Annotated in this window: 20 protein-coding genes; 15 read left to right on the top strand and 5 right to left on the bottom strand. The window is 71.1% G+C overall.

The features are described from left to right. The first annotated feature begins 84 nt into the window (after positions 1–84). The 3 genes from ACFCXS_RS09080 (at position 85) to ACFCXS_RS09070 (ending at position 3,263) form a co-directional block, all read left to right on the top strand. Positions 85–978, top strand: a complete 894-nt coding sequence (locus tag ACFCXS_RS09080) for a TauD/TfdA dioxygenase family protein (protein ID WP_376642395.1) — start codon at positions 85–87, stop codon at positions 976–978. Between the two features lie 120 nt (positions 979–1,098). After that, the gene (locus ACFCXS_RS09075; protein ID WP_376642394.1) at positions 1,099–2,481 is read left to right on the top strand and encodes an amino acid permease; all 1,383 of its coding nucleotides are present in this window, start codon (positions 1,099–1,101) and stop codon (positions 2,479–2,481) included. A gap of 134 nt (positions 2,482–2,615) precedes the next feature. Further along, entirely contained in the window at positions 2,616–3,263 is a 648-nt protein-coding gene (locus tag ACFCXS_RS09070) for a superoxide dismutase (protein WP_376642393.1), read from the top strand. A gap of 114 nt (positions 3,264–3,377) precedes the next feature. On the opposite strand, the gene ACFCXS_RS09065 is transcribed toward ACFCXS_RS09070, so the two are convergent. Both ACFCXS_RS09065 and ACFCXS_RS09060 read right to left on the bottom strand, forming a co-directional pair. Next, the gene (locus ACFCXS_RS09065; RefSeq protein WP_376642392.1) at positions 3,378–4,001 is read right to left on the bottom strand and encodes a histidine phosphatase family protein; all 624 of its coding nucleotides are present in this window, start codon (positions 3,999–4,001) and stop codon (positions 3,378–3,380) included. Continuing rightward, entirely contained in the window at positions 3,998–5,506 is a 1,509-nt protein-coding gene (locus ACFCXS_RS09060) for an FGGY-family carbohydrate kinase (RefSeq protein ID WP_376642391.1), read from the bottom strand. The genes ACFCXS_RS09065 and ACFCXS_RS09060 overlap by 4 nt, the downstream gene beginning before the upstream one ends. Before the next feature lie 156 nt (positions 5,507–5,662). On the opposite strand from ACFCXS_RS09060, the gene ACFCXS_RS09055 reads away from it, so the two are divergent. Genes ACFCXS_RS09055 through ACFCXS_RS09010 form a run of 10 tightly spaced genes read left to right on the top strand, consistent with a single transcriptional unit; the run spans position 5,663 to position 15,526 of the window. Next, positions 5,663–7,084: an ABC transporter substrate-binding protein gene (locus ACFCXS_RS09055; RefSeq protein ID WP_376642390.1), complete on the top strand. Its 1,422-nt coding sequence runs from the start codon at positions 5,663–5,665 to the stop codon at positions 7,082–7,084. Positions 7,085–7,087: 3 nt separating this feature from the next. Then, entirely contained in the window at positions 7,088–7,972 is an 885-nt protein-coding gene (locus tag ACFCXS_RS09050) for a carbohydrate ABC transporter permease (protein WP_376642389.1), read from the top strand. Then, on the top strand, positions 7,969–8,793 hold the full coding sequence (locus ACFCXS_RS09045; RefSeq protein WP_376642388.1) for a carbohydrate ABC transporter permease: 825 nt from the start codon (positions 7,969–7,971) through the stop codon (positions 8,791–8,793). The genes ACFCXS_RS09050 and ACFCXS_RS09045 overlap by 4 nt, the downstream gene beginning before the upstream one ends. Further along, a complete protein-coding gene (locus ACFCXS_RS09040; protein ID WP_376642386.1) occupies positions 8,790–9,878 on the top strand; it encodes an ABC transporter ATP-binding protein in 1,089 nt (362 codons plus the stop codon). The genes ACFCXS_RS09045 and ACFCXS_RS09040 overlap by 4 nt, the downstream gene beginning before the upstream one ends. Next, complete coding sequence (locus tag ACFCXS_RS09035) at positions 9,875–10,702, top strand: DeoR/GlpR family DNA-binding transcription regulator (protein WP_376642385.1); 828 nt, start codon at positions 9,875–9,877, stop codon at positions 10,700–10,702. Before ACFCXS_RS09040 ends, ACFCXS_RS09035 begins: the two co-directional genes overlap by 4 nt. Beyond that, positions 10,680–11,768: an ABC transporter ATP-binding protein gene (locus ACFCXS_RS09030; protein WP_376642384.1), complete on the top strand. Its 1,089-nt coding sequence runs from the start codon at positions 10,680–10,682 to the stop codon at positions 11,766–11,768. The genes ACFCXS_RS09035 and ACFCXS_RS09030 overlap by 23 nt, the downstream gene beginning before the upstream one ends. Continuing rightward, positions 11,765–12,796, top strand: coding sequence for a 2-hydroxyacid dehydrogenase (locus ACFCXS_RS09025; RefSeq protein WP_376642382.1), 1,032 nt, complete (start codon positions 11,765–11,767; stop codon positions 12,794–12,796). Before ACFCXS_RS09030 ends, ACFCXS_RS09025 begins: the two co-directional genes overlap by 4 nt. A gap of 20 nt (positions 12,797–12,816) precedes the next feature. Next, positions 12,817–14,241, top strand: coding sequence for an FGGY family carbohydrate kinase (locus tag ACFCXS_RS09020; protein WP_376642381.1), 1,425 nt, complete (start codon positions 12,817–12,819; stop codon positions 14,239–14,241). Positions 14,242–14,267: 26 nt separating this feature from the next. Further along, positions 14,268–15,305: a glycerophosphodiester phosphodiesterase family protein gene (locus ACFCXS_RS09015; RefSeq protein ID WP_376642380.1), complete on the top strand. Its 1,038-nt coding sequence runs from the start codon at positions 14,268–14,270 to the stop codon at positions 15,303–15,305. Next, positions 15,305–15,526, top strand: coding sequence for a hypothetical protein (locus ACFCXS_RS09010; protein WP_376642378.1), 222 nt, complete (start codon positions 15,305–15,307; stop codon positions 15,524–15,526). Before ACFCXS_RS09015 ends, ACFCXS_RS09010 begins: the two co-directional genes overlap by 1 nt. A gap of 3 nt (positions 15,527–15,529) precedes the next feature. On the opposite strand, the gene ACFCXS_RS09005 is transcribed toward ACFCXS_RS09010, so the two are convergent. After that, positions 15,530–16,168 carry a DsbA family protein gene (locus ACFCXS_RS09005; protein WP_376642377.1) on the bottom strand — a complete coding sequence of 213 codons (639 nt, stop codon included), beginning with the start codon at positions 16,166–16,168 and terminating at the stop codon, positions 15,530–15,532. Between the two features lie 138 nt (positions 16,169–16,306). Between ACFCXS_RS09005 and pepN the strand changes: the two genes are divergently transcribed. Together pepN and ACFCXS_RS08995 are read left to right on the top strand one after the other, a co-directional pair. Continuing rightward, positions 16,307–18,886 (top strand): aminopeptidase N, encoded by a 2,580-nt coding sequence (pepN, locus tag ACFCXS_RS09000; protein WP_376642376.1) that lies wholly within the window; start codon positions 16,307–16,309, stop codon positions 18,884–18,886. A gap of 196 nt (positions 18,887–19,082) precedes the next feature. Further along, a complete protein-coding gene (locus tag ACFCXS_RS08995; RefSeq protein ID WP_376642375.1) occupies positions 19,083–20,123 on the top strand; it encodes a hypothetical protein in 1,041 nt (346 codons plus the stop codon). Positions 20,124–20,275: 152 nt separating this feature from the next. On the opposite strand, the gene ACFCXS_RS08990 is transcribed toward ACFCXS_RS08995, so the two are convergent. Then, positions 20,276–20,962, bottom strand: coding sequence for a hypothetical protein (locus ACFCXS_RS08990; protein ID WP_376642373.1), 687 nt, complete (start codon positions 20,960–20,962; stop codon positions 20,276–20,278). Next, the gene (locus ACFCXS_RS08985) at positions 20,959–21,384 is read right to left on the bottom strand and encodes a hypothetical protein (protein WP_376642372.1); all 426 of its coding nucleotides are present in this window, start codon (positions 21,382–21,384) and stop codon (positions 20,959–20,961) included. Before ACFCXS_RS08985 ends, ACFCXS_RS08990 begins: the two co-directional genes overlap by 4 nt. Positions 21,385–21,386: the final 2 nt, after the last annotated feature.

The raw sequence follows: 21,386 nt of genomic DNA, 5'->3' as shown, positions 1-21,386 counted from the left end.
TCTCGATCCCTCTCTCGATCCCCCTCTCGATCCCTCTCTCGATCCTCCTCTCGATCCCATCCCCTCTTCCGGAAGGAACCCGTCATGGCCATCGAGATCCACAAGGTCACCGCGAACATCGGCGCCCGCATCGAGGGCGTCGACATCACCAAGCCCCTCGACCAGGAGACCTCCACCGCCCTGCGGGACGCGCTCAACGCCCACAAGGCCCTGGTCTTCGACGCGGAGGGACTCGACGACGCGGGCCAGCAGGCCTTCGCCCGCAACTTCGGCGACATCACCACCGCCCACCCGACGGTGTCGGCCGTGGACGGCGCCCCGAACGTGCTGCCCGTCGACAGCGAGCGAGGCCGGGCCGCCAACCACTGGCACACCGACGTCACCTTCGTCCTCAACCCGCCTCAGGCCAGCACCCTGCGCAGCATCACGATCCCGCCGTACGGCGGCGAGACGCTGATCTCCAGCTCGGCCGCCGCCTACCGGAACCTGCCGGAGCCGCTTCGCAACCTCGCCGACACGCTGTGGGCCGAGCACACCAACGACTACGACTACGCCGTCGCGGAGGAGGACCTCGACGAGGAGCAGGCCTCCCGGCGCGCCCAGTTCACCTCGATCAAGTACCGCACGGTCCACCCGGTGGTCCGCGTCCATCCGCTGACGGGCGAGCGCGGGCTGTTCATCGGCGGTTTCGCCCAGCGGATCGTGGGCCTGTCGGGGGGCGAGTCGCGCAAGCTCCTCGACCTGCTCCAGGCCTACGTCACCCGGCCGGAGAACGTCCTGCGCCACCGCTGGTCGCCGAACCAGCTGGTCCTGTTCGACAACCGCATCACCCAGCACTACGCGATCGACAACTACGACGGCCTGCCGCGCCGCCTGCACCGGGTCACGGTCGCGGGGGACATCCCCGTCGGGATCGAGGGTAAGGAGAGCTACGTCATCGAGGGCGACGCCTCGCACTACACACCGCTCGCCGCCTAGCCACACAGAGCGACGCGGCCGTCCACATGCTGGGATGCCTCTTCGTCCGGCGGGGAGGCATCCGAGACTGGCGGCGTTTTTGCCCTCGCACGCCTCTCACGCATAGGACGAGTCGCGCCCATGCCCAGCAGCACCACCACGGGGACGCCGCCCAGCGCGGACGACGTCGCCCTCTCTCATGGCCTGAAGCAGCGCCACCTGTCGATGATCGCCCTCGGTGGTGTCATCGGCGCCGGTCTGTTCGTCGGCTCCGGTGCCGGCATCGCCGCCGCCGGTCCGTCGATCGTGGTCGCCTACGCCCTTTCCGGTGTCCTCGTGATGCTCGTGATGCGGATGCTCGGCGAAATGTCGGCCGCGTATCCGTCGTCGGGGTCGTTCTCGGCGCACGCGGAGCGGGCGATCGGGCCCTGGGCGGGCTTCACCGCCGGCTGGTCCTTCTGGGTGCTGCTCTGCACGGCCGTCGGCCTGGAGGGCATCGGCGCCGCGAAGATCGTCACCGGCTGGCTGCCGGGCACGCCCGAGTGGGCGTGGGTCGCGCTGTTCATGGTCGTCTTCTGCGGTACGAACCTCGCGGCCGTGAAGAACTTCGGCGAGTTCGAGTTCTGGTTCGCGGCACTGAAGGTCGGGGCCATCACCCTGTTCCTGGTACTCGGCGTCCTGGCGATCGTGGGCGTCCTGCCCGGCACGGACTCGCCGGGTGCGAGCCACCTCACCGACTTCCTGCCGAACGGCGGTGAGGGCCTGGTCATCGGCCTGCTCGCGTCGGTCTTCGCCTACGGCGGCCTGGAGACGGTCACCATCGCGGCCGCCGAGTCGGAGAACCCCGTCAAGGGCGTCGCGAGCGCGGTCCGCACGGCGATGTGGCGCATCGCGCTGTTCTACGTCGGCTCGATGGCCGTCATCGTCACGCTCGTCCCCTGGGACTCCGAGGCGGTCGTCGAGAAGGGCCCGTACGTCGCCGCCCTCGACGAGCTCGGCATCCCGGGCGCGGGACAGCTGATGAACGTGGTCGTCCTGGTCGCCCTGCTGTCCGCCATGAACGCCAACATCTACGGCGCCTCCCGCATCGCCTACTCGCTGGTGAAGCGCGGCCAGGGCCCGAAGGGGCTGGGCCGGGTCTCGGGCGGGGTGCCGCGGATCGCCGTGCTGGCGTCCTCCGTCTTCGGGTTCCTGTGCGTGCTGCTGAGCTACTGGCGGCCGAACGACGTGTTCGCCTGGCTGCTGAACATGATCGGCGCGGTGATCCTGGCCGTCTGGATCTTCATCGCCGTCTCGCAGCTGCGCCTGCGCCGCCGCCTGGAGCGCGAGGCCCCCGAGAAGCTGGCGGTGCGCATGTGGGTGTTCCCGTGGCTGACCTGGGTCGCCCTGGCCGGCATGGCCGCGGTCTTCGTGCTGATGGCCCGGGAACCGGACACACGGGTGCAGCTGTACTCGACGGGCGGGATGATCCTGGTCCTGGCCGCGGTCGGGTACGCGTGGCAGAAGGCCCGCGCCAAGCAGTAGGAAGCCCATCGCCGAAGGCCCCCGCGACACACGCGGGGGCCTTTCGCGTGCCCGGACCACCCGACGGCACTCTTCTGCTGCTAACGTGCAGTTGCAAGCAAGTTGCAATAAGAGCTCCGGAGGGGATCCCGCCCATGCCCGTCTACACGCTGCCTGAACTGCCCTACGACTACTCCGCGCTCGCCCCCGTGATCAGCCCCGAGATCATCGAGCTGCATCACGACAAGCACCACGCCGCCTATGTGAAGGGCGCCAACGACACGCTGGAGCAACTTGCCGAGGCGCGGGACAAGGAGACGTGGGGGGCGGTCAACGGGCTGGAGAAGAACCTGGCCTTCCACCTGTCCGGGCACATCCTGCACAGCATCTACTGGCAGAACATGACCGGCCCGAAGGACGGCGGCGGTGAACCGCTGGCCGCCGACGGTGTCGGGGAGCTCGCCGACGCCATCGTCGAGTCGTTCGGGTCGTTCGCCGGCTTCAAGGCCCAGCTGACCAAGGCCTCCGCGACCACGCAGGGTTCGGGCTGGGGTGTGCTCGCCCACGAGCCGCTGAGCGGGCGGCTGATCGTGGAGCAGGTCTACGACCACCAGGGCAACGTCGGCCAGGGCGCCACCCCCATCCTCGTCTTCGACGCCTGGGAGCACGCCTTCTACCTGCAGTACAAGAACCAGAAGGTCGACTTCATCGAGGCCATGTGGCAGGTCGTCAACTGGCAGGACGTGGCCCGGCGTCACGAGGCCGCCAAGTCCCGGGCGGACGTGCTGCTGCTGGCTCCCTGAGCCCGTGATGCGTCCTGCCTCGTGATCGTCTTCTCACCTTTCACGCACGGCAGGCGGAACAAAGGAAACCCCCGCGAGGACATGACTCGCGGGGGTTTCCCAGTGCCCATGGTGCTAGGGGGTTTCGCTCTCGCACGGCACGTTGAGTGAGAGGAGCGCGGCGGAACCGTCGGGGTTCATGCGCAGTTCGCTGATCGCCGCGTTCCGCAACCGTGGGAGCACTCTGCGGTACTCGCTCACCGGGATCGACAGCAGGGTGCACAGCACCAGCCGCAGCAGGGTGTTGTGGGCGACGACCAGGACACGTTCGCCGGGGTGGGCGGCGGCGATGTGGCGCAGGGCCCGCACGCCACGGGCGGCCGCGGCCAGCGGGTCCTCGGCGCCCGGGAAGGAGTGCTCCACCGGGTCGGCCCGGTAGGCCGCGGCCCACTCGGGGTCCTCGGCCTCGAACTCGGCGAGCGTACGGCCTTCGAGGACCCCGAAGTCGCATTCCCGCAGGTGGGGTTCGCTCTGGGCGGTGAGGCCGAGGGCTCGGCAGGCGGGCTCGGCGGTGGCGGCGGCCCGGGACAGCGGGGACGTCCAGATCGCGTCGACGGGGTGGGCGGCGGCCCAGCGGCCGAGGGCGTCGGCCTGGGTGCGGCCGGTGTCGGTGAGGTCGATGTCGCTGATGCCGGCGTAGCGGTTCTCGGCGTGCCAGACGGTCTGCCCGTGGCGGACCAGCAGGAGGGTCGTACTCATGAGGCGGAAGTATCCCGGTTCAGCCGGCCGTGCGCGTGCGCGGCGACCGGGGCGGGCAGCCAGCCGCGGTCCCGCAGGGCGTCGACGAGACGCGCGTACGGCTCGGCGAAGGCCGCGGTGCGCCCGGGGCGGGGCGCGACGAGGGTCCGGACGCGGACCATGCGTTCGGTGACGTCGGCGAGTGCGCCGGCCCCCGACGCCCCGTACGCGGCCAGCGCCGCCATGCCCAGGGCCGGTTCGGTCTGCTCGGGGACGCGGGCCGGGCGGCCCAGGATGTCGGCGCGCAGCTGGTTCCAGTACGCGCTGCGGGCGCCGCCGCCGGTGAAGGTGAGCGGGCCGTCCTGGGGGGCGCCGAGGTGGTGCAGGTAGTCCAGGCACAGGCGCTCGGTGAAGCCGACGCCCTGGAGCAGCGCGGCCCACAGGTCGGCGTCCTCCGCGGGAGCGCCCAGGACGAACGGGGTCGCCCCGGGTACCCGGAACGGGAACCGCTCCCCCGGCGAGACGAGCGGGTAGGCGATCACGCTGGACGGCTCGAACGCCATGGCCGGTGCGTCCATCTCGGCCGGGTCGGCCTCCGGGAAGTGCGCGGCGAGCGCCCCGGCCCCGACGCTCGACGCCCCGCCGGGCAGCCAGGTGCCGTCGGGGGCACGGTGGTTGTAGACCACGCCGGTGGGGTCGCGGACCGGGTCGCGGGCGGCGCCCTTCAGCACGAGCGTGGTGCCGAGGACGGAGTTCCAGGAGCCGGGCCGCAGCGCGCCGGACGCGATCTGGGCCGCGCAGCCGTCGGTCATCCCCGCGAAGACCGGGGTGCCGGCGGGGATGCCGGTGGCGTCGGCGGCGCCCGGGCCGACCTCGCCGAGGCGTGTCCCCGGGCGGACGACGTCCGGGAACAGCTGGTCGGGTACGCCCAGTTCGGCCAGTGCGGCCTCCGGCCAGCGGTCGCGCTCCAGGTCGTATCCGGTCTTCAGGGCATGGCTGGAGTCGGCCGGGGGCGGCTCGCCCGTGAGCCGCGAGACGACCAGGTCGGGCTGGTGCATCAGGCGCAGCGAGGTTCCGCCGTACTCGTCCAGCAGCCACAGGGCCTTCGGCAGCGCCCAGGTGTCCTGGACGGCGAGTCCCGCCTGTCGGGCGCGCGCGGCCTCGGCCTTCGCCCGCCCGTCGTCGTACATCAGCGCGGGGCTCACCGGGCGGCCGGAGCCGTCGGTCAGCAGGACCGTGCCGGACGTGCCGCACACCGCGAGTCCGCCGATCGGCAGGCCCGGGGGCGCGGAGCGCAGGGCCGCCCGGGACGCGTCGCACAGCGCCGCCCACCAGAGCAGCGGGTCCTGCTCGTGCCGCACGCCGTCCCGGCGCCCCGTCAGTGGGGCCGAGCCGCTGCCGAGGACCGTGCCGTCGGCGGTGACCAGGAGCACGCGGACGCTCTGCGTGCCCAGATCCACGCCCAGCCAGCCCGCGCCCGCACCGTGGCCGTCGCCGTCGCCGTCGCCCGCACCGTCGTTCACCATCCGGAACCTCCCACGCCGTCGCAGCCGGATCTGTGAACTTCTCACTGTGCCCCGATATTTTCCCGTGCGCGAGGGATTGACGCCCAACTTCAGCCGTTCCACCCTCTGTTAACGAGTCGACTCGACGTGTTAACCAGGCTCCACGCGGAGGTACGGATGGACACGCACGTGCACGACCGCCGGCGCTTCCTCGCCCTCGCCGCCGGGGCGGCGGCGGCCCCGTTGCTCACGGCCTGCGGCGCGGGCTTCGGCGGGAACGACGACAAGAGCGACGGGTCCGCGGCGGACGACGTCACCGGTTCCTTCGACTGGAAGCGGGAGAAGGGCACCACCGTCAAGGCGCTGCTCAACAAGCACCCGTACACCGACGCCCTCATAGCCGACCTGAAGTCGTTCACCGCGCAGACGGGCATCGAGGTCGAGTACGACGTCTTCCCCGAGGACAACTACTTCGACAAGCTCACCGTGGACCTGTCCAGCGGGCGTGCCTCCTACGACGTCTTCATGCTCGGCGCGTACATGGTGTGGCAGTACGGGCCGCCGGGCTGGCTGGAGGACCTCGGGCCCTGGATGCGCAACCCCTCCGCGACGGGCTCCGAGTGGGACCAGGCGGACTTCTTCCCGAACCTCCTCCAGGCCGACCAGTGGTCGCTGAAGGCGGGCGCGCCGCTCGGCAAGGGCGGGCAGTACGCCCTGCCGTGGGGCTGGGAGACGAACGTCGTCGCCTACAACACCGAGGTGTTCGGCAAACTCGGCCTGAAACCCGCCGAGTCCTTCGACGAGCTGGCCGAACTCGCCGGCACCATCAAGCGGAAGGCGCCGGGCGCGGGCTACGACGGGATGTACGGGATCGCCGTACGCGGGTCCAGGAGCTGGGCCACCATCCACCCGGGCTTCATGACGATGTACGCCCGCAACGGGCTGAAGGACTTCACGGTCGACGGCGGGAAGCTCACCCCCGCCATGAACAGCCCCGAGGCCGTCGCCTTCACCGAGGACTGGGCACGGATGGTCAAGCGGGGCGGGCCGCCGTCCTGGACGTCGTACAGCTGGTACCAGTGCTCCAGCGACCTCGGCGCGAAGAAGGCCGGGATGCTGTTCGACGCCGACACGGCCGCCTACTTCCAGGCGGTGAAGGGCGCGAGTCCCGCCTCCGGGAAGATCGCCTTCCACCCGGGGCCGAAGGGTCCGGACGGCTCGCTCGCCACGAACATGTGGATCTGGTCGCTCGGGATGAACGCCAAGAGCAAGAAGAAGAGCGCCAGTTGGCTGTTCCTCCAGTGGGCGACCGGCAAGGAGCACCTGCGCAAGGGCGCGATCACACACAACCACATCGACCCGGTGCGCAAGTCGGTCGCGAACGACGCCGCGTACAAGGACAAGATGCGGCACCTGCCGGGTTTCCTGGAGACCTTCGAGACGGTCGTCGACCGGACGAGGATCCAGTTCACCCCGCAGGCGCAGTTCTTCGACGCGACGACCAGCTGGGCGGCGGCCCTCCAGGAGATCTACGGCGGCAAGGGCGCGAAGCCGGTCCTGGACGGGCTGGCGGACGACCTCGCCGGCAAGGTGGGCTAGCCGATGGGGTGGCGGCTCAGCCTGCGCCCGTACCTCCTGATCGTGCCCGCCCTGCTGCTGACCTGCGGGATCCTCTACCCGTTCGGACTCGGCCTGTACTACACGCTGTTCGACTTCTCGGCGAGCAAACCGCAGCCGGACATGGTGCGGTTCGAGAACTACACGACGGTGTTCACGCAGGAGGCCTTCTGGAACTCGGCGTGGGTGACGGTGCTGTACGCGGTCGGGGCGGCCCTCGCCGAGACCGTGCTCGGTGTGGCCGTCGCCCTGCTGCTGCACCGGTCGACGGTCATCGGCCGGATCCTGGAGAAGATCCTGATCCTGCCGCTGATGATCGCGCCGGTGATCGCGGCGATCATCTGGAAGCTGATGCTCCAGCCGTCGGTCGGGGTGGTCAACCATCTGCTCAAGCCCTTCGGGCTGGGCGGGGTGCAGTGGACCGACACCCCGACGGGCGCCCTGCTGTCGTCGATCGCCGTGGACGTCTGGGTCTACACCCCGTTCGTGGCGATCCTCGCCCTCGCCGGTCTGCGGTCGCTGCCCACCTCCCCGTTCGAGGCGGCGGCCGTGGACGGCGCGGGGTGGTGGTACACCTTCCGGCGGCTGACCCTGCCGATGCTGTGGCCGTACGTCCTGGTCGCGGTGATCTTCCGGTTCATGGACTCGCTGAAGGTCTTCGACATCATCTACGCGCTCACGGAAGGCGGGCCGGGCGACTCGACCGTCGTGCTCCAGATCCGGGCGTACCTGGAAGCCATCCGCTTCCAGCGCTACTCCTTCGGGATCTCCTACACGATCGTCCTGTGGGCCGTGGTGTACCTGGCCGCGATGGTGCTGGTGAAACACCTGGGGAAGATCCAGCGGAAGGCCGCGGAGGTCACCACATGAACAAACGCGTCCTGGGGTGGCTGGGCGATGCCGCCCTGGTCCTCTACTTCGTCTTCGCGCTGTTCCCGATCGCCTGGATGGTGATCCTGTCGCTGAAGCCGGCCGACCAGCTCTTCTCCACCTACTTCTCCTTCTCCCCCACCCTCGACGGCTACCGGACGGTCCTCGGTGACAGCGAGGGCATCCCGTTCGTGCGGTTCTTCGTCAACAGCCTGGTGGTGTCGGTCGGGGCGGTCGCGCTGTCGCTGGTGGTGGGGCTGCCGGCGGCGTACGCCTCGGCGCGCTGGCGGTTCAAGGGCTCCGAGAACCTGATGTTCACGCTGCTGTCGTTCCGCTTCGCACCCGAACTGACGGTCATCATCCCGCTGTTCGTGCTGTACCAGAAGCTCGGGTTGTTCGACACGTACGTCGGCATGGTGTGGGTGCTGCAACTCGTCACGCTGCCGCTGATCGTGTGGATCATGCGGTCCTACTTCGCCGATCTGACACCGGAGCTGGAGCAGGCGGCCCTGCTGGACGGCTACACCCGCAAGCAGGCGTTCTTCAAGGTGGCGCTGCCGCTGGTCAAGCCGGGCATCGCGGCCGTGTCGCTGCTGGCGTTCATCTTCGCCTGGAACAACTTCGTCTTCCCGCTGATCCTCACCTCCAACGAGGCCCAGACGGTGACCGTGGGCGCCCTGTCGTTCCTCGGCGGTGACCGGCCCAAGTACAACCTCACGGCCGCCGCCGCGCTGGTGTCCGTCGTACCGCCGCTGCTGCTGGCGCTGACGATCCAGCGGTATCTGGTGCGGGGCCTGTCGTTCGGGGCGGTGAAGTCATGATCCGGCTGAGCGGGATACGCAAGGCGTACGGGAGGACGCTCGCGCTCGACGGGCTCGAACTGGAAGTGCGGGAAGGCGAGTTCTTCTGTCTGCTGGGCCCGTCGGGAGCCGGGAAGACCACGACCCTGAAGACCGTCGCCGGGCTCGAACAGCCCGACTCCGGCACGGTCGTGCTCGACGGCGAGGACATGCGGGGCGTGGAGCCCTACGACCGCGGCGTGGCGATGTGCTTCGAGAGCTACGCCCTCTACCCGCACCGCTCGGCCTACGACAACCTGGCCTCGCCGCTGCGCTCGCCCCGGCACCGGCTGCCCGCGGCCGAGGCCCGGCAGCGGATCGGCGTCATCGCCGAACTGCTGGGCATCTCCGGGCTGCTGGACCGCTCCGTCGGACAGCTGTCCAACGGCCAGCGGCAACGCGTCGCCCTCGGCCGGGTCCTGGTCCGCCCGGCCCGGGCCTTCCTGCTCGACGAGCCGCTCTCCCACCTGGACGCCAAGCTCCGCCAGCAGATGCGGGCCGAGCTGAAGGCGATCGGGGCCGTGCAGCACACCACCACCCTCTACGTCACCCACGACTCCGTCGAGGCACTCGCGCTCGGCGACCGGATCGGGGTCGTCCGGGAGGGCCGGATCGTGCAGACGGGCACCCGGGAGCAGATCTGGTACGAGCCGTACGACACGGAGGTCGCCCGGGCCTTCGGCCGGCCCCGGATCAATCTGCTGCCGGGCGTGGTGACGGAGAGCGGCGTACGCGCGGACGGCGGGGTCGAGCTGCCGGTCCGCGCACGGGCCGCCCCCGGCACCGACGTCCTGGTCGGTCTGCGCCCCCGGGACATCGCGCTGCACGGCGAGGGCCACGAGGTGACGGGGAGCGTGTACGTCACCGAGGTCCTCGGCCGGTCCGTGGAGGTCACCGTCCGGCTCGGGACCGGGGAGCAGCGGGTGTCGCTGGTGGCGCCCCGGGCGGACGCGGCGCGCCTTCGGACCGACGATCCGGTGCGGCTCGTGGTCCGGCCTGAGAACCTGCTGCTGTTCGAGGCCGACCGGCCGGAGCGACCGGGACGACGGATAGAGACCGAGTCATGAGCAGCAACAGCAGTGGTGGACAGCAGGGGCCCGCGGCACGCCAGGCCGCCATGGCCGAGCAGGTGCTCGCCGACGGCTCGGCGACGGCGGCGGAGCTCGCCGAGCGGTTCGGCGTGAGCCTGATGACCATCCACCGGGACCTCGACGAACTCGAACGGCAGGGCATCGTACGGAAGTTCCGGGGCGGGGTGACCGCGCAGCCCTCAGGGGTCTTCGAGTCGAACGTGCAGTACCGGCTGAAGACCATGCGGGCCGAGAAGGCCGCCGTCGCCGAGCACGCGCTGCGCATGGTGGAGCCCGGCATGGCGATCCTGCTGGACGACTCCACGTCCACGCTGGAGATAGCCAGGCGGCTGCGCACGGCCGAGGTCACGCCGCTGACGGTCGTGACCAACTTCCTGGAGGCCATCAACCTCCTGTCCGGCCAGCGGGGCATCCATCTGATGGCGCTCGGCGGCGACTACGACCCGCTGCACTCCTCGTTCCTCGGGGTGTCGTGCGTGGAGGCCGTCGAGCAGCTGCGGGTGGACGTGTGCTTCGCGTCGACGTCGGCCGTGCACGGCGGGTACGCCTACCACCAGGAGCAGCACATCGTGTCCGTGAAGCGGGCGATGCTCGACGCCGCGGCACGCAACGTCCTGCTGATCGACCACACCAAGCTCGGCCGGGTCGCCCTGCACCGGGTCGTCCCGCTGTCCCGCTTCGACACGGTCCTCGTGGACGACGGGGCGACACCGGAGGCACTGCGGGATCTGGACGAGCACAAGGTCCGTTACGAGGTTTGCGGCATGAAGGGCGGCCATGACGGGGCTGGAGCTACGTGAGCTGCGGAAGACCTACCGGTCGCGTGGGCGGCCTTCCGTGGAGGCCGTGCGCGGGATCGACCTGAATCTGCGGTCCGGGGAGCTGCTCGGGCTGCTCGGGCCGTCCGGCTGCGGCAAGTCGACCACGTTACGGATGATCGCCGGTCTGGAGTCCGTCACCGGCGGGGACATCCTCGTCGGCGGTGCGTCGGTCGTGGAACGGCCCGCGCAGGAGCGGAACATCGGGGTGGCGTTCGAGAACTACGCGCTGTATCCGCCGCTGTCGGTCGCGGAGAACCTGGCGTTCGGCCTGAAGGCCCGGCGCAGGTCCGCCCGGGGTTCCCGGGGGGACGTCGAGCGCAGGGTGAAGGAGATCGCCGAGCGGGTCGGTCTGACCGGCCTCCTCGGTGCCCGCCCGGCCGGCCTGTCCAGCGGCCAGAAGCAGCGCGTCTGCCTGGCCCGGGCCCTGATCCGCGAACCCGACGTGCTGCTCCTCGACGAGCCGCTCTCCCACCTGGACGCGGCCCAGCGCGACACCACCCGCCGCGAACTCAAGCGCATCCAGAAGGACCTGGGCCACACCACCATCCTGGTCACCCACGACCAGGAGGAGGCCCTCTCCCTCGCCGACCGGATCGCCGTGATGAAGGACGGCGTCATCCAGCAGCTCGGCACCCCCTACGAGATCTACGACAGCCCGGCCAACGTGTTCGTCGCGGACTTCGTCGGCGAACCGGCGATCACCCTGCTGCCCGGCATCGCCGGCGGCGACGGGCACGCCCGCCTCTCCGGCTCCGTGCGTGTCGCGCTGCCCGTGCCGGTGGACCGGGGGCGGGAGGTGGTGGTCGGGGTGCGCCCCGAGGACGTCCGGCTCACCGCCGAGGGCGGACTGCCCGCCCGGGTCGTCGCCCACGAGCCGCTCCTGGAGTCGGGCCTGGCGACCGTCGCCCTGGACGGGGTGGAACGGCATCTGGTCGTCCTCACCGACCCCGAGGTTCGGCTCGCCCACGACGAGCGGGTCCGGGTCGCCGCCGACCCCGGGCACACCCATGTCTTCGACGCCGAGACAGGAGCCTCTCTGCGATGACCGACCGGAAGAGCGTGCGTGTCGTGGCCGCCGGTGACCACTTCGTCCTGCCGTCGCTGATCACGCGGGCGGTGGAACACGAGGTGGAGCGGGCCGAGGTGACGGAGCTGCGGCTCGGCTGGCCTCTGGAGCCGTTCGGGCCGGTCGCCGAGGTGCAGGAGGCCAGTGACGCCGAGGACGCGATGATCGAGGCGCTGGCCGGGGCGGAGGTCCTGGTCACGCAGATGGGCCCGGTCACCGGGAAGGTCCTGGCCGCCTGCCCGGATCTGAGGCTGGTCGTGGTCTGCCGGGGCGGGCCGGTCAACGTCAACCTGGACGCGGCGAAGAACCATGACGTGCGGGTCTGCTTCGCTCCGGGCCGCAACGCCGCCGCCACCGCCGAGTTCACCGTCGGCATGATGCTGGCGGCCCTGCGCCGCATCCCCCACGCCCACGAACCGCTCGCCCGGCGGGGCAGCTGGGAGGGGGCGACGTACTACACGTACGAGCAGAGCGGACTGGAACTGGAGGACCTGCCCGTCGGGCTGGTCGGGTACGGGGCCGTCGGCAGCCGGGTCGCGCGGGTGCTGTGCGCGTTCGGGGCGCGGGTGATGGTCCACGACCCGTATGTGCACGGCGAGATCCACGGCCTGCGGGTGACCTCGCTCGACGACCTGCTGCGCCGCTCGCAGGTGATCACCCTGCACGCCCGGCTCACGCCCGAGACGCGGGGGCTGATCGGCGCCCGGGAGCTGGGGCTGCTGCCGCCCGGCGCGGTGGTCGTGAACGTGGCCCGGGGCCCGCTGCTGGACGAGGGCGCGCTGTGTGACGCGCTGGAGAGCGGACGGCTGTCGGCGGCGGCTCTGGACACCTATGAGCGGGAGCCGCTGCCGGCTCGGTCCCGGCTGCTGGGACTGGCCGAACGCGTGGTCCTCACCCCCCACCTTGGCGGGGCGTCGCGGGCGGTCGCGGAGAAGGCCGCCCGGATCGCCGCCGAAGAGGTGGGCCGCTGGGTGCGCGGGGAGCCGCTCGCGCACTGTCTGACCTGAGGACCCCGGAGGAGAGCCGCATGTACGTCGGTATCGATGTGGGCACGTCCATGGTCAAGGCGGCGGCCTTTGACGCCGCGGGCCGCCAACTGGCCGTGGAATCCCGGCCGGTGGGCCTGGACCTGCACGGCGGGGTCGTCGAGCAGGACATGGAGGAGGTGTACGGGGCGGTCGTCGCGGTGCTTGGGGCGCTGACCTCCGCCGTGGACGAGCCCGTGGAGCTGGCCGGGCTCACCGGGCAGGGCGACGGGGTGTGGCTGGTCGACGGCGAGGGCCGGCCGGTGCGCCCCGCCGCCTCCTGGATGGACGGGCGGGCGCACGAACTGGTCGACGGCTGGCTGGCGGACGGCACGTTCGAGTCGGTGTTCCGGCGCACGGGCAGCGCGATGTTCCCCGGCTGCCCGGGGCCGCTGCTGGCCTGGCTGGACCGTCACGAACCGAAGGCGCTGGACGCCGCGAAGGCCGCCCTGTACTGCAAGGACATGGTGTTCCAGCGGCTGACGGGAGTCGCGGCGACGACGGATGTGTCGGACGCGTCGATGCCGTTCCTGGACCCGCGGACCCGGACCTACGACGACCGGGTCGTCGAGTTGCTGGGGCTCGCGCACCGCCGGGGTCTGCTCGCCCCGGTCAGCGACCCGGTGGCGACCGCGAAGACGCGGGGCGAGGGCCTGCCGTCGGGGACGCGCATCGCGAACGGGCCGTACGATCTGCCGGCCTGCGCGCTGGGCGCCGGGGTGACGGCCCCGGGGGACGGTCTGCTGATCGTCGGCACCTGTCTGGCCAGTCTGGTCGCCACCACCGAGCTCGACCTGACCGGTGAGCCGGCCGGTCTGTACATCTCCACCGACCGGCCCGGGCACTGGCTGCGCGCCATGCCCGCCATGGTCGGCACGGCGGCGCTGGACTGGGTGCTGTCGACGACCGGAGTGCGGCACGAGGAGGTGGACGGTCTGCTGGCGGGGACCCCGCCCGGGGCGCACGGGGTGCGGGTGCTGCCGTATTTCGCGCCCTCCGGTGAACGCGCCCCCTTCGTGGAACCGCGGCTGCGCGCCGAACTCACGGGCGTGTGCCTGGAGTCGACCCGGGGTGACCTGGTCCGGGCCACCTGCGAGGGCATCGGGTACGCGGCCCGGCACTGCCTGGAGGCGGCGGGCCTGACCGGGAACCTGGCGGTCTGCGGCGGCGGCACCCGCAGCTCCGCCTGGATGCGGCTGCTGGCCGATGTGCTCGGGCGGCCGCTGCGGGTCGTCGAGGGCGAGGTGGGCGCGCGGGGCGCGGTCCTGGCGGCGGCCGAGCGGTACGGGGTGCCGCTCGACGCCGGGGTGTGGACGAAGCCGACGGCGGTGGTCGAGCCGGACCCGGAGCGGGCCGCGTTCTATGCGAGCGGTTACGACGAGCACCTGGACCGGCTGGCCGGGGCGCGGGCCCGGGCACGTCGGTGAACCTGCCATCGAAGAAGGGGACTTGCATGCACCTCGGACGGAGATGCCTCCTGCTGGCGGCGGCCGCCGGAACCGCCACGGCCGCGACGGCCGGCGCGGCGGCGGCCGTGCCCCGCAAGGGCGGCGGCCCGGTCGTCATCGGGCATCGCGGCGCGGCCGGCTGGCGCCCGGAACACACGGCGCCCTCGTACACGTACGCCGTGCAGACGGGCGCCGACTGGATCGAACCGGACCTGGTGCCCACGAAGGACCACGTGCTGGTGGTGCGACACGAGAACGAGATCTCCCAGACGACCGACGTGGCCCGCCGCCCGGAGTTCGAGGGCCGCCGTACGACGAAGACGGTCGACGGGCGGGCCGTCACCGGCTGGTTCACGGAGGACTTCACGCTGGCCGAGCTGAAGACGCTGCGGGCCGTGGAGCGGCTGCCCGCGGTCCGCAACCGCAACACCGTCTTCGACGGGCGCGCGGAGGTCATGACCTTCCAGGAGGTCGTGGACCTGGCTCGGCGGCTGTCACGGGAGCACGGCCGGACCGTCGCGGTGTTCCCGGAGACCAAGCACCCGACGTACTTCCGGTCCATCGGCCTGCCGCTGGAACCGAAGCTGACGGCGGCGATCCGGCACAACCGGCTCGGCCGGCGCGAGTGTGTCGTGCAGTCCTTCGAGCCGACGAGCCTGCGGCGCATGACGGGCCTGGGTGTGCCGCTGTGGCAGGCGCTGGGGACCACGGGCGGTCCGTACGACCTGCCCTCGACGACCTACCGGGACATGATGACGCCGCAGGGCCTGGCGGAGATCGCCGGGTACGCGGACTGGATCGGGCCGGACAAGGCGTCGCTCGTCGGCACCTCTCTCGTCGCGGACGCGCACGCGGCGGGGCTGCGGATCGGGCCGTACACCTTCCGCGCCGAGAACCAGTTCCTGCCCGCGCAATTCCGACATGGGAGCGGACCGAACGATTTCGGGGACGCTTTCGCCGAATACGCGCTGTACTACCGCATGGGGGTCGATGCGGTCGTGACCGACTTCCCGGACCTGGCGGTGATCGCGAGGAGGAGCTGATGTTCTTCAAGGACAAGCACTGCCCGACCTGCAAGGGCAGCGGCACGCAGGTGTTCACGCCGCTCAAGCCCGAGGAGCGCAAGGCCCTCGGGACGAACCGCACGGACCTGTGGCGCTGCACCGCCGCGGGCTGCCGGTGGTATCAGCCCTGGGACCATCAGGCCGGCGGGGGCCGGCTCCCGGAGGAGTTCCAGAACCCGGGAGCCGACGTCTCGCGGTGAGGCCTACAGGTTGGAGAAGTCCGGGCCCTTGGTGCGGGTGCGCTTGATCTCGTAGAAGCCGGGGACCGAGGCCACGGCGAGGGTGCCGTCCCACAGGCGGCCGGCCTCCTCGCCCTGCGGGGCCGGGGTGACGACCGGGCCGAAGAAGGCGATCTGCTCGCCGTCGGGTCCGGGCACGGCGATCACGGGGGTGCCGACGTCCTGCCCGACCTTGTCGATGCCCTCCTGGTGGGAGGCGCGCAGCTCCGCCTCGTACGGGGTGGAGTCCCAGTGCTCCAGGAGGGACTCGGGCAGGCCCACGTCCTTCAGTGCGGCGGCGACCGTCTCCTTGCCCGGGCCCTCGGCCTGGTTGTGGATGCGGGTGCCGAGCGCGGTGTAGAAGTCGCCGAGGACCTCGGGGCCGTGCTCCTGCTGCGCCGCTATGACGACCCGGACGGGCCCCCACGCCTTGGTCTCCAGCAGCTCGCGGTACTCCTCGGGCAGCTCGTCCAGCCTGTTCTCGTTCAGGACGGCGAGGCTCATGAGATGCCAGCGGACCTCGATGTCCCTGACCTTCTCCACCTCCAGCACCCAGCGGGAGGTCATCCAGGCCCAGGGGCACAGCGGGTCGAACCAGAAGTCGACGGGGGTCTTGTCCGACATGTCTCTCCTCGAAAGGCAACCGTTTTCTCCGGCAACGCCGGTATGCGCTCGCCTCATTCCCGGCTGCCCGGTGTCAGGTGCACGTGGCAGGATCGGTCCTGTTCAGCCGTACCCCACGACATCCGAGGAGTGCCGCCCGTGCCCGGTGAGAATCTGTCCCGCGACGAGGCCCGGGAGCGGGCCGCCCTGCTCAGCGTCGACGGGTACGAGGTGTCCCTCGACCTGCGGTCCGCGGTCGGGGAGGACCCGGGGGACGGGCCCCGCACCTTCCGCTCCGTGACGACGCTCCGCTTCCGCTGCGACGAGCCCGGGGCGAGCTCCTTCGCGGACCTGATCGCGCCGAGTGTGACGGCCGTGTCGCTCAACGGCCGTGATCTGGACCCCGGGGAGGTCTTCGACGGCTCCCGGATCACGCTGGAGGACCTGGCCGCGGACAACGAGCTGGTGGTCGACGCCCAGTGCGCCTACTCCCGCACCGGCGAAGGCCTGCACCGCTTCGTCGACCCCGAGGACGGCGAGGTGTACCTGTACACGCAGTACGAGCCGGCCGACTCGCGCCGCGTCTTCGCGAACTTCGAGCAGCCCGACCTGAAGGCCCCCTACCGCTTCGAGGTGCGGGCGCCCGAGGGCTGGACGGTGTGGAGCAACGGGGCCGGTGAGCAGGCCGACGGCGTGTGGCGGTTCGCCGAGACCGAGCCGATCTCGACGTACATCACCTGTGTGGTGGCGGGGCCGTACCACTACGTGACGGACTCCTACGCGCGCACCTTCGCCGACGGCACGACGCTGGAGATCCCGCTCGGCGCCCTGTGCCGCAAGGGCCTCGCGCCCTACTTCGACGCCGACGACGTGTTCCTGGTCACCAAGCAGGGCCTGGACTTCTTCCACGACCACTTCGACTTCCCGTACCCGTTCGGGAAGTACGACCAGGCGTTCGTGCCCGAGTACAACCTGGGCGCGATGGAGAATCCGGGGCTGGTGACGTTCCGGGAGGAGTTCATCTTCCGCGGGAAGGTGACGCAGGCCTCCTACGAGGGCCGGGCCAACGTCCTCCTGCACGAGATGGCGCACATGTGGTTCGGCGACCTGGTCACCATGGAGTGGTGGGACGACCTGTGGCTGAAGGAGTCCTTCGCGGACTTCATGGGCGCGTTCTCCCTGGTCGGCGCGACCCGTTTCGCCAACGGCTGGATCACCTTCGCCAACCGCCGCAAGTCATGGGCCTACCGCGCCGACCAGCTGCCCTCCACGCACCCGGTCACGGCGGACATCCGCGACCTCCAGGACGCCAAGCTGAACTTCGACGGCATCACGTACGCCAAGGGCGCGTCGGTGCTGAAGCAGCTCGTGGCGTACGTCGGCGAGGAGGCGTTCCTGGAGGGCGCCCGGCGCTACTTCAAGCGGCACGCGTACGGCAACACGCGCCTCGGCGACCTGCTGGCGGTGCTGGAGGAGACCGGCGGCCGGGACATGAGCGCCTGGTCGCGGTCCTGGCTGCAGACGGCCGGGGTGAACTCGCTCACCCCGCAGGTGCTGCTGGGCTCGGACGGCCGCGTCGAGGAGCTGGCGGTGGTCCAGGAGGCGGCCGAGTCGCACCCGGAGCTGCGACCGCACCGGGTGGCCGTGGGCCTGTACCGGGTGACGGACGGCGGCACACTGGAGCGCTGCGCGCGCGTGGAGACCGACGTCGACGGCGCACGGACGGTCGTCGCGGACCTGGCCGGAGCCGAGGCCCCCGACCTGGTCCTGGTCAACGACGACGACCTGACCTACTGCAAGATCCGCTTCGACGCGACCTCGCTGGCGACCCTGCGCGAGCACCTGGGCTCGATCACCGACCCGCTGGCACGTGCGCTGTGCTGGTCGGCGCTGTGGAACATGACGCGTGACGCGCTGCTCCCGGCGCGGGACTTCGTGGACCTGGTGCTGCGGTTCGGCGGGCGCGAGTCCGAGATCGGCGTCGTGCAGATGCTGCACGCGTGGGCGGAGTCGGCGGTCACGCACTACACGGCGCCCGCCCGGCGGGAGACGGCCGCCGCGCTGCTCGCCGAGGGCGCCCGGCGCGAGCTGTACGCGGCCGGGCCGGGCAGCGAGCACCAGCTCGCCTGGGCGCGCTTCTTCGCCCGGACGGCCACCACGGGGGCCGACTTCGAGCTGCTGCGGGACCTGCTCGCGGGCACGGCGACGGTCGAGGGCCTCGACCTGGACCAGGAGCTGCGCTGGGTGTTCCTGGAGCCGCTGGCCGCGCACGGGGTGGTGGACGAGAAGGCGCTGGCCGAGGAGCTGACCCGGGACGACACGGCCTCCGGCAAGCGCCACCAGGTGCGCTGCCTGGCCGCCCGTCCGTCCGAGGCGGTCAAGGCGCAGGCGTGGGCGCAGGTCGTGGAGTCGGACGCGCTGTCCAACGCCATGGTCGAGGCGACCATCTCGGGCTTCTCCCAGGGCTCGCAGCGGGAGCTGATCGCGCCGTACGCCGGGAAGTACTTCGCGGCGATCGAGCGGGTGTGGGCCGAGCGGTCGATCCAGATCGGCATGCACGTGGTGCAGGGCCTGTTCCCGTCGCTCCAGCAGTCCGAGGAGACGCTCGACGCCACGGACGCCTGGCTGGACTCCCACAAGGAGGCAGCCCCGGCGCTGCGCCGGCTGGTGCTGGAGTCCCGTGACGATCTGGCACGGGCGTTGCGTGGACAGGCGTGCGACGAGGCCTCTGACCAGTAGCTTTGGCCTGAGATCCGGGTGTTCCGCCTTCGTTACGAGACGAATGCCCAGCGAGCCGTAACCCCTGGTCCGCACCCGAACGGACCAGGGGCTTTCGGCATCCGAACATCCGTCCTTTAGTGCCGGGTTGTCCGTATTTGTCGACGGACCTGTAACAGCGGTTCAAGGAGGGGCGGAACGCGGGAAATTGCGGGTCATGACCCACAACGCCCCGCTCTCCCCCCGCCCCCTGCACGACCTGTCGGGCGGTGGCCGCCCGCGCGTGCTGACGACGGCCCAGCTCCGCGCGCACGGTGTCTCCGCGGCCGAGACGAACGAGCAGTGCCGTGCGGGCGGACCCTGGCAGCAGCTCCTGCCGGGCGTCGTCCTGCTCCACCCGGGTCCGCCGACCAGCGAGGAGCGGCTGCACGCGGTGCTCATGTACGCGGCGCGGGAGCGCGGCTCCGGGGTGCCGGCCCAGCCCGGCGCGAGCCGGCCGCACGCCGCCGCCTACCCCGAGGTGATGATCACCGGCCTGGCCGCGCTGACGTTGCACGGCTTCTCCTCCACTCCCCCGCTGCCCTCCCTGGACGCGATCGACGTCCTGGTGCCGCGGATGCGGCGGTTGCGTTCCACGGGCTGCGCGCGCATCGTCCGTACGCCGGCCCTGCCCGACCCGGAACAGGTCACGGGGGTGCCGGTGGCACCGGTGGCCCGCGCGCTGGCCGACGCGGTGGCCGAGCTCGCCGACGCCGTCGCCGTGCGCCGGCTGCTCACGGAGGCGGTCCGCGGCGCCCACTGCGACCCGACGGCGGTGGTCCGCGAGCTGAACCAGGCCCGGCTGCTGAGCCGCCCGCACGTCGTGGACGCGGTGGAGTCCCTGCTCGCCGAGGGCCGGGCCCGCGCGGAGGACCGCCTGTACCGCATGATCGCCGAGTACGGCCTGCCCGACCCGGTCTGGAACGTCGATCTGCGCCTGCCCGGCGGCCCCTACCTCGGCGGACTCGACGCGTACTGGCCCGACCAGGCGGTGGCGGTGGAACTCGACACCCGGGCGCCCCGGCAGGACGACGACGCCCTGTGGTCCGAGTACGCCCGCAAGCGCGAGCACTTGGAGCGACTGGGCATCACGGTCGTCCACATCACGCCGAGGAAGCTCCGCGACTCCCCGGAGCAGCAGGCGACGGTGATCCGCACGGCCCTGATGGCCTCGGCCGACCGCGAGCCGGCCGCGTATGTCGTGGTGCTGCCCCGGTAAGGAGGGGCCGGGGCAGCACCCCCGGGGGGAGCGCAGGTGGCCGGGAAAGGTCGTCCCGGCCACCTGCGCCTGTGGCCGTGCCTGCTCCGGTGCCAGTGCCGGTGCCCGTGCCCGTGCCTGTGCCCGTGCCCGTGCCCGTGCCTGTGCCTGTGTCAGGCCGCCTGCTTGCTCGCCAGTTTCTTCGCCGCTGTGATGCGCTCGGGGTCTTCGACGTTCTGGGTCCCGGCTCCCTTGCCGGGAGTGAGTCTCCATTCCCTGAGGGTCTCCGCGACCCGGGCGAGCTTCGCCGAACCCGGTGGGACGTCGACGAAGAAGGTCGACTCCTTGGCCGGCTCCATGTCGCCGCCCCACCTGATGACGCCCTGCAGCTCGGCGAGGATGTCCCGGATCGCCGTGACCTGGTAGGGGAAGAGGTTGCCCGTGACGCCGAGCGGATAGCTCTCCGGGTACAGCGCCAGCGCCGTGCCCGACAGATGGTTGGATTCGAAGTCCGCCTCCACGTGCAGGGCGTCGCTGTACCCGATGATCTGCCCGCGGCCCGCTTCGAGCTCGGCGACGTCGTAGTGGAAGCGTTGTGCCACATAGGACAGAACGGTCCCCACATCCCCCTCTCGCAGGGTGACTCGGCGATTCGTTCCCGGGATGTCGTAGGTGGCGGTGCCCGGGGAGCCGGGGAGGACATCCCAGCCGTTCGCCGATCTGGACTTCTTCCACGAGTTGCCGGCGGCTTGGGCGGTGAGAGGGGCGAGAAGGCCCTCCCCGGTGGTGAGCAGTGCCGCTCCGGCCGCGAGACCGGTGAAGCGTTTGAGCGCCGTGCGGCGCGAGAACTCGGCGTTCATGAAGCAGCTCCAGAAGATTGTCCGACACGCTTGCGCAGGAATACGGAGGTGCCGGCCGAGACGAGACCGACACCCGCCGACAGGCACACGACCACGTTGATCGACATCGAGACGTACTCCACGGTGGATCCGTCGGAGTACAGGCAGGCACTGCGAAGGGGCCAGTACTGCTGCCTGATCGCCGCCAGTTCGGCTCCGGCCTCGTTCTCGCTCTTGCACAGCTCGGGGAAGGGTCCGCCCAAGCTGACCGAGAACCAGCCGTAGCAGTACAGCGCCACCGCCAGGGAAAGAAGGATCAGGGCGATCAGCGCATACAGCTTCGGCAGAGGCAGCGGCGGATGACTCAGCAGTATGAGGATCACCACGACGCCCACCACCGCGGTGACCCCGCTCACGACGAGCAACGCGCCGATCAGGACCATGT

Origin of the sequence: Streptomyces sp. NPDC056373 (assembly GCF_042262425.1) — a bacterium.
Lineage (GTDB): Bacteria > Actinomycetota > Actinomycetes > Streptomycetales > Streptomycetaceae > Streptomyces.
Note: the sequence above shows the minus strand (reverse complement) of the source record. Positions and strands in the feature narration are given on the sequence as shown.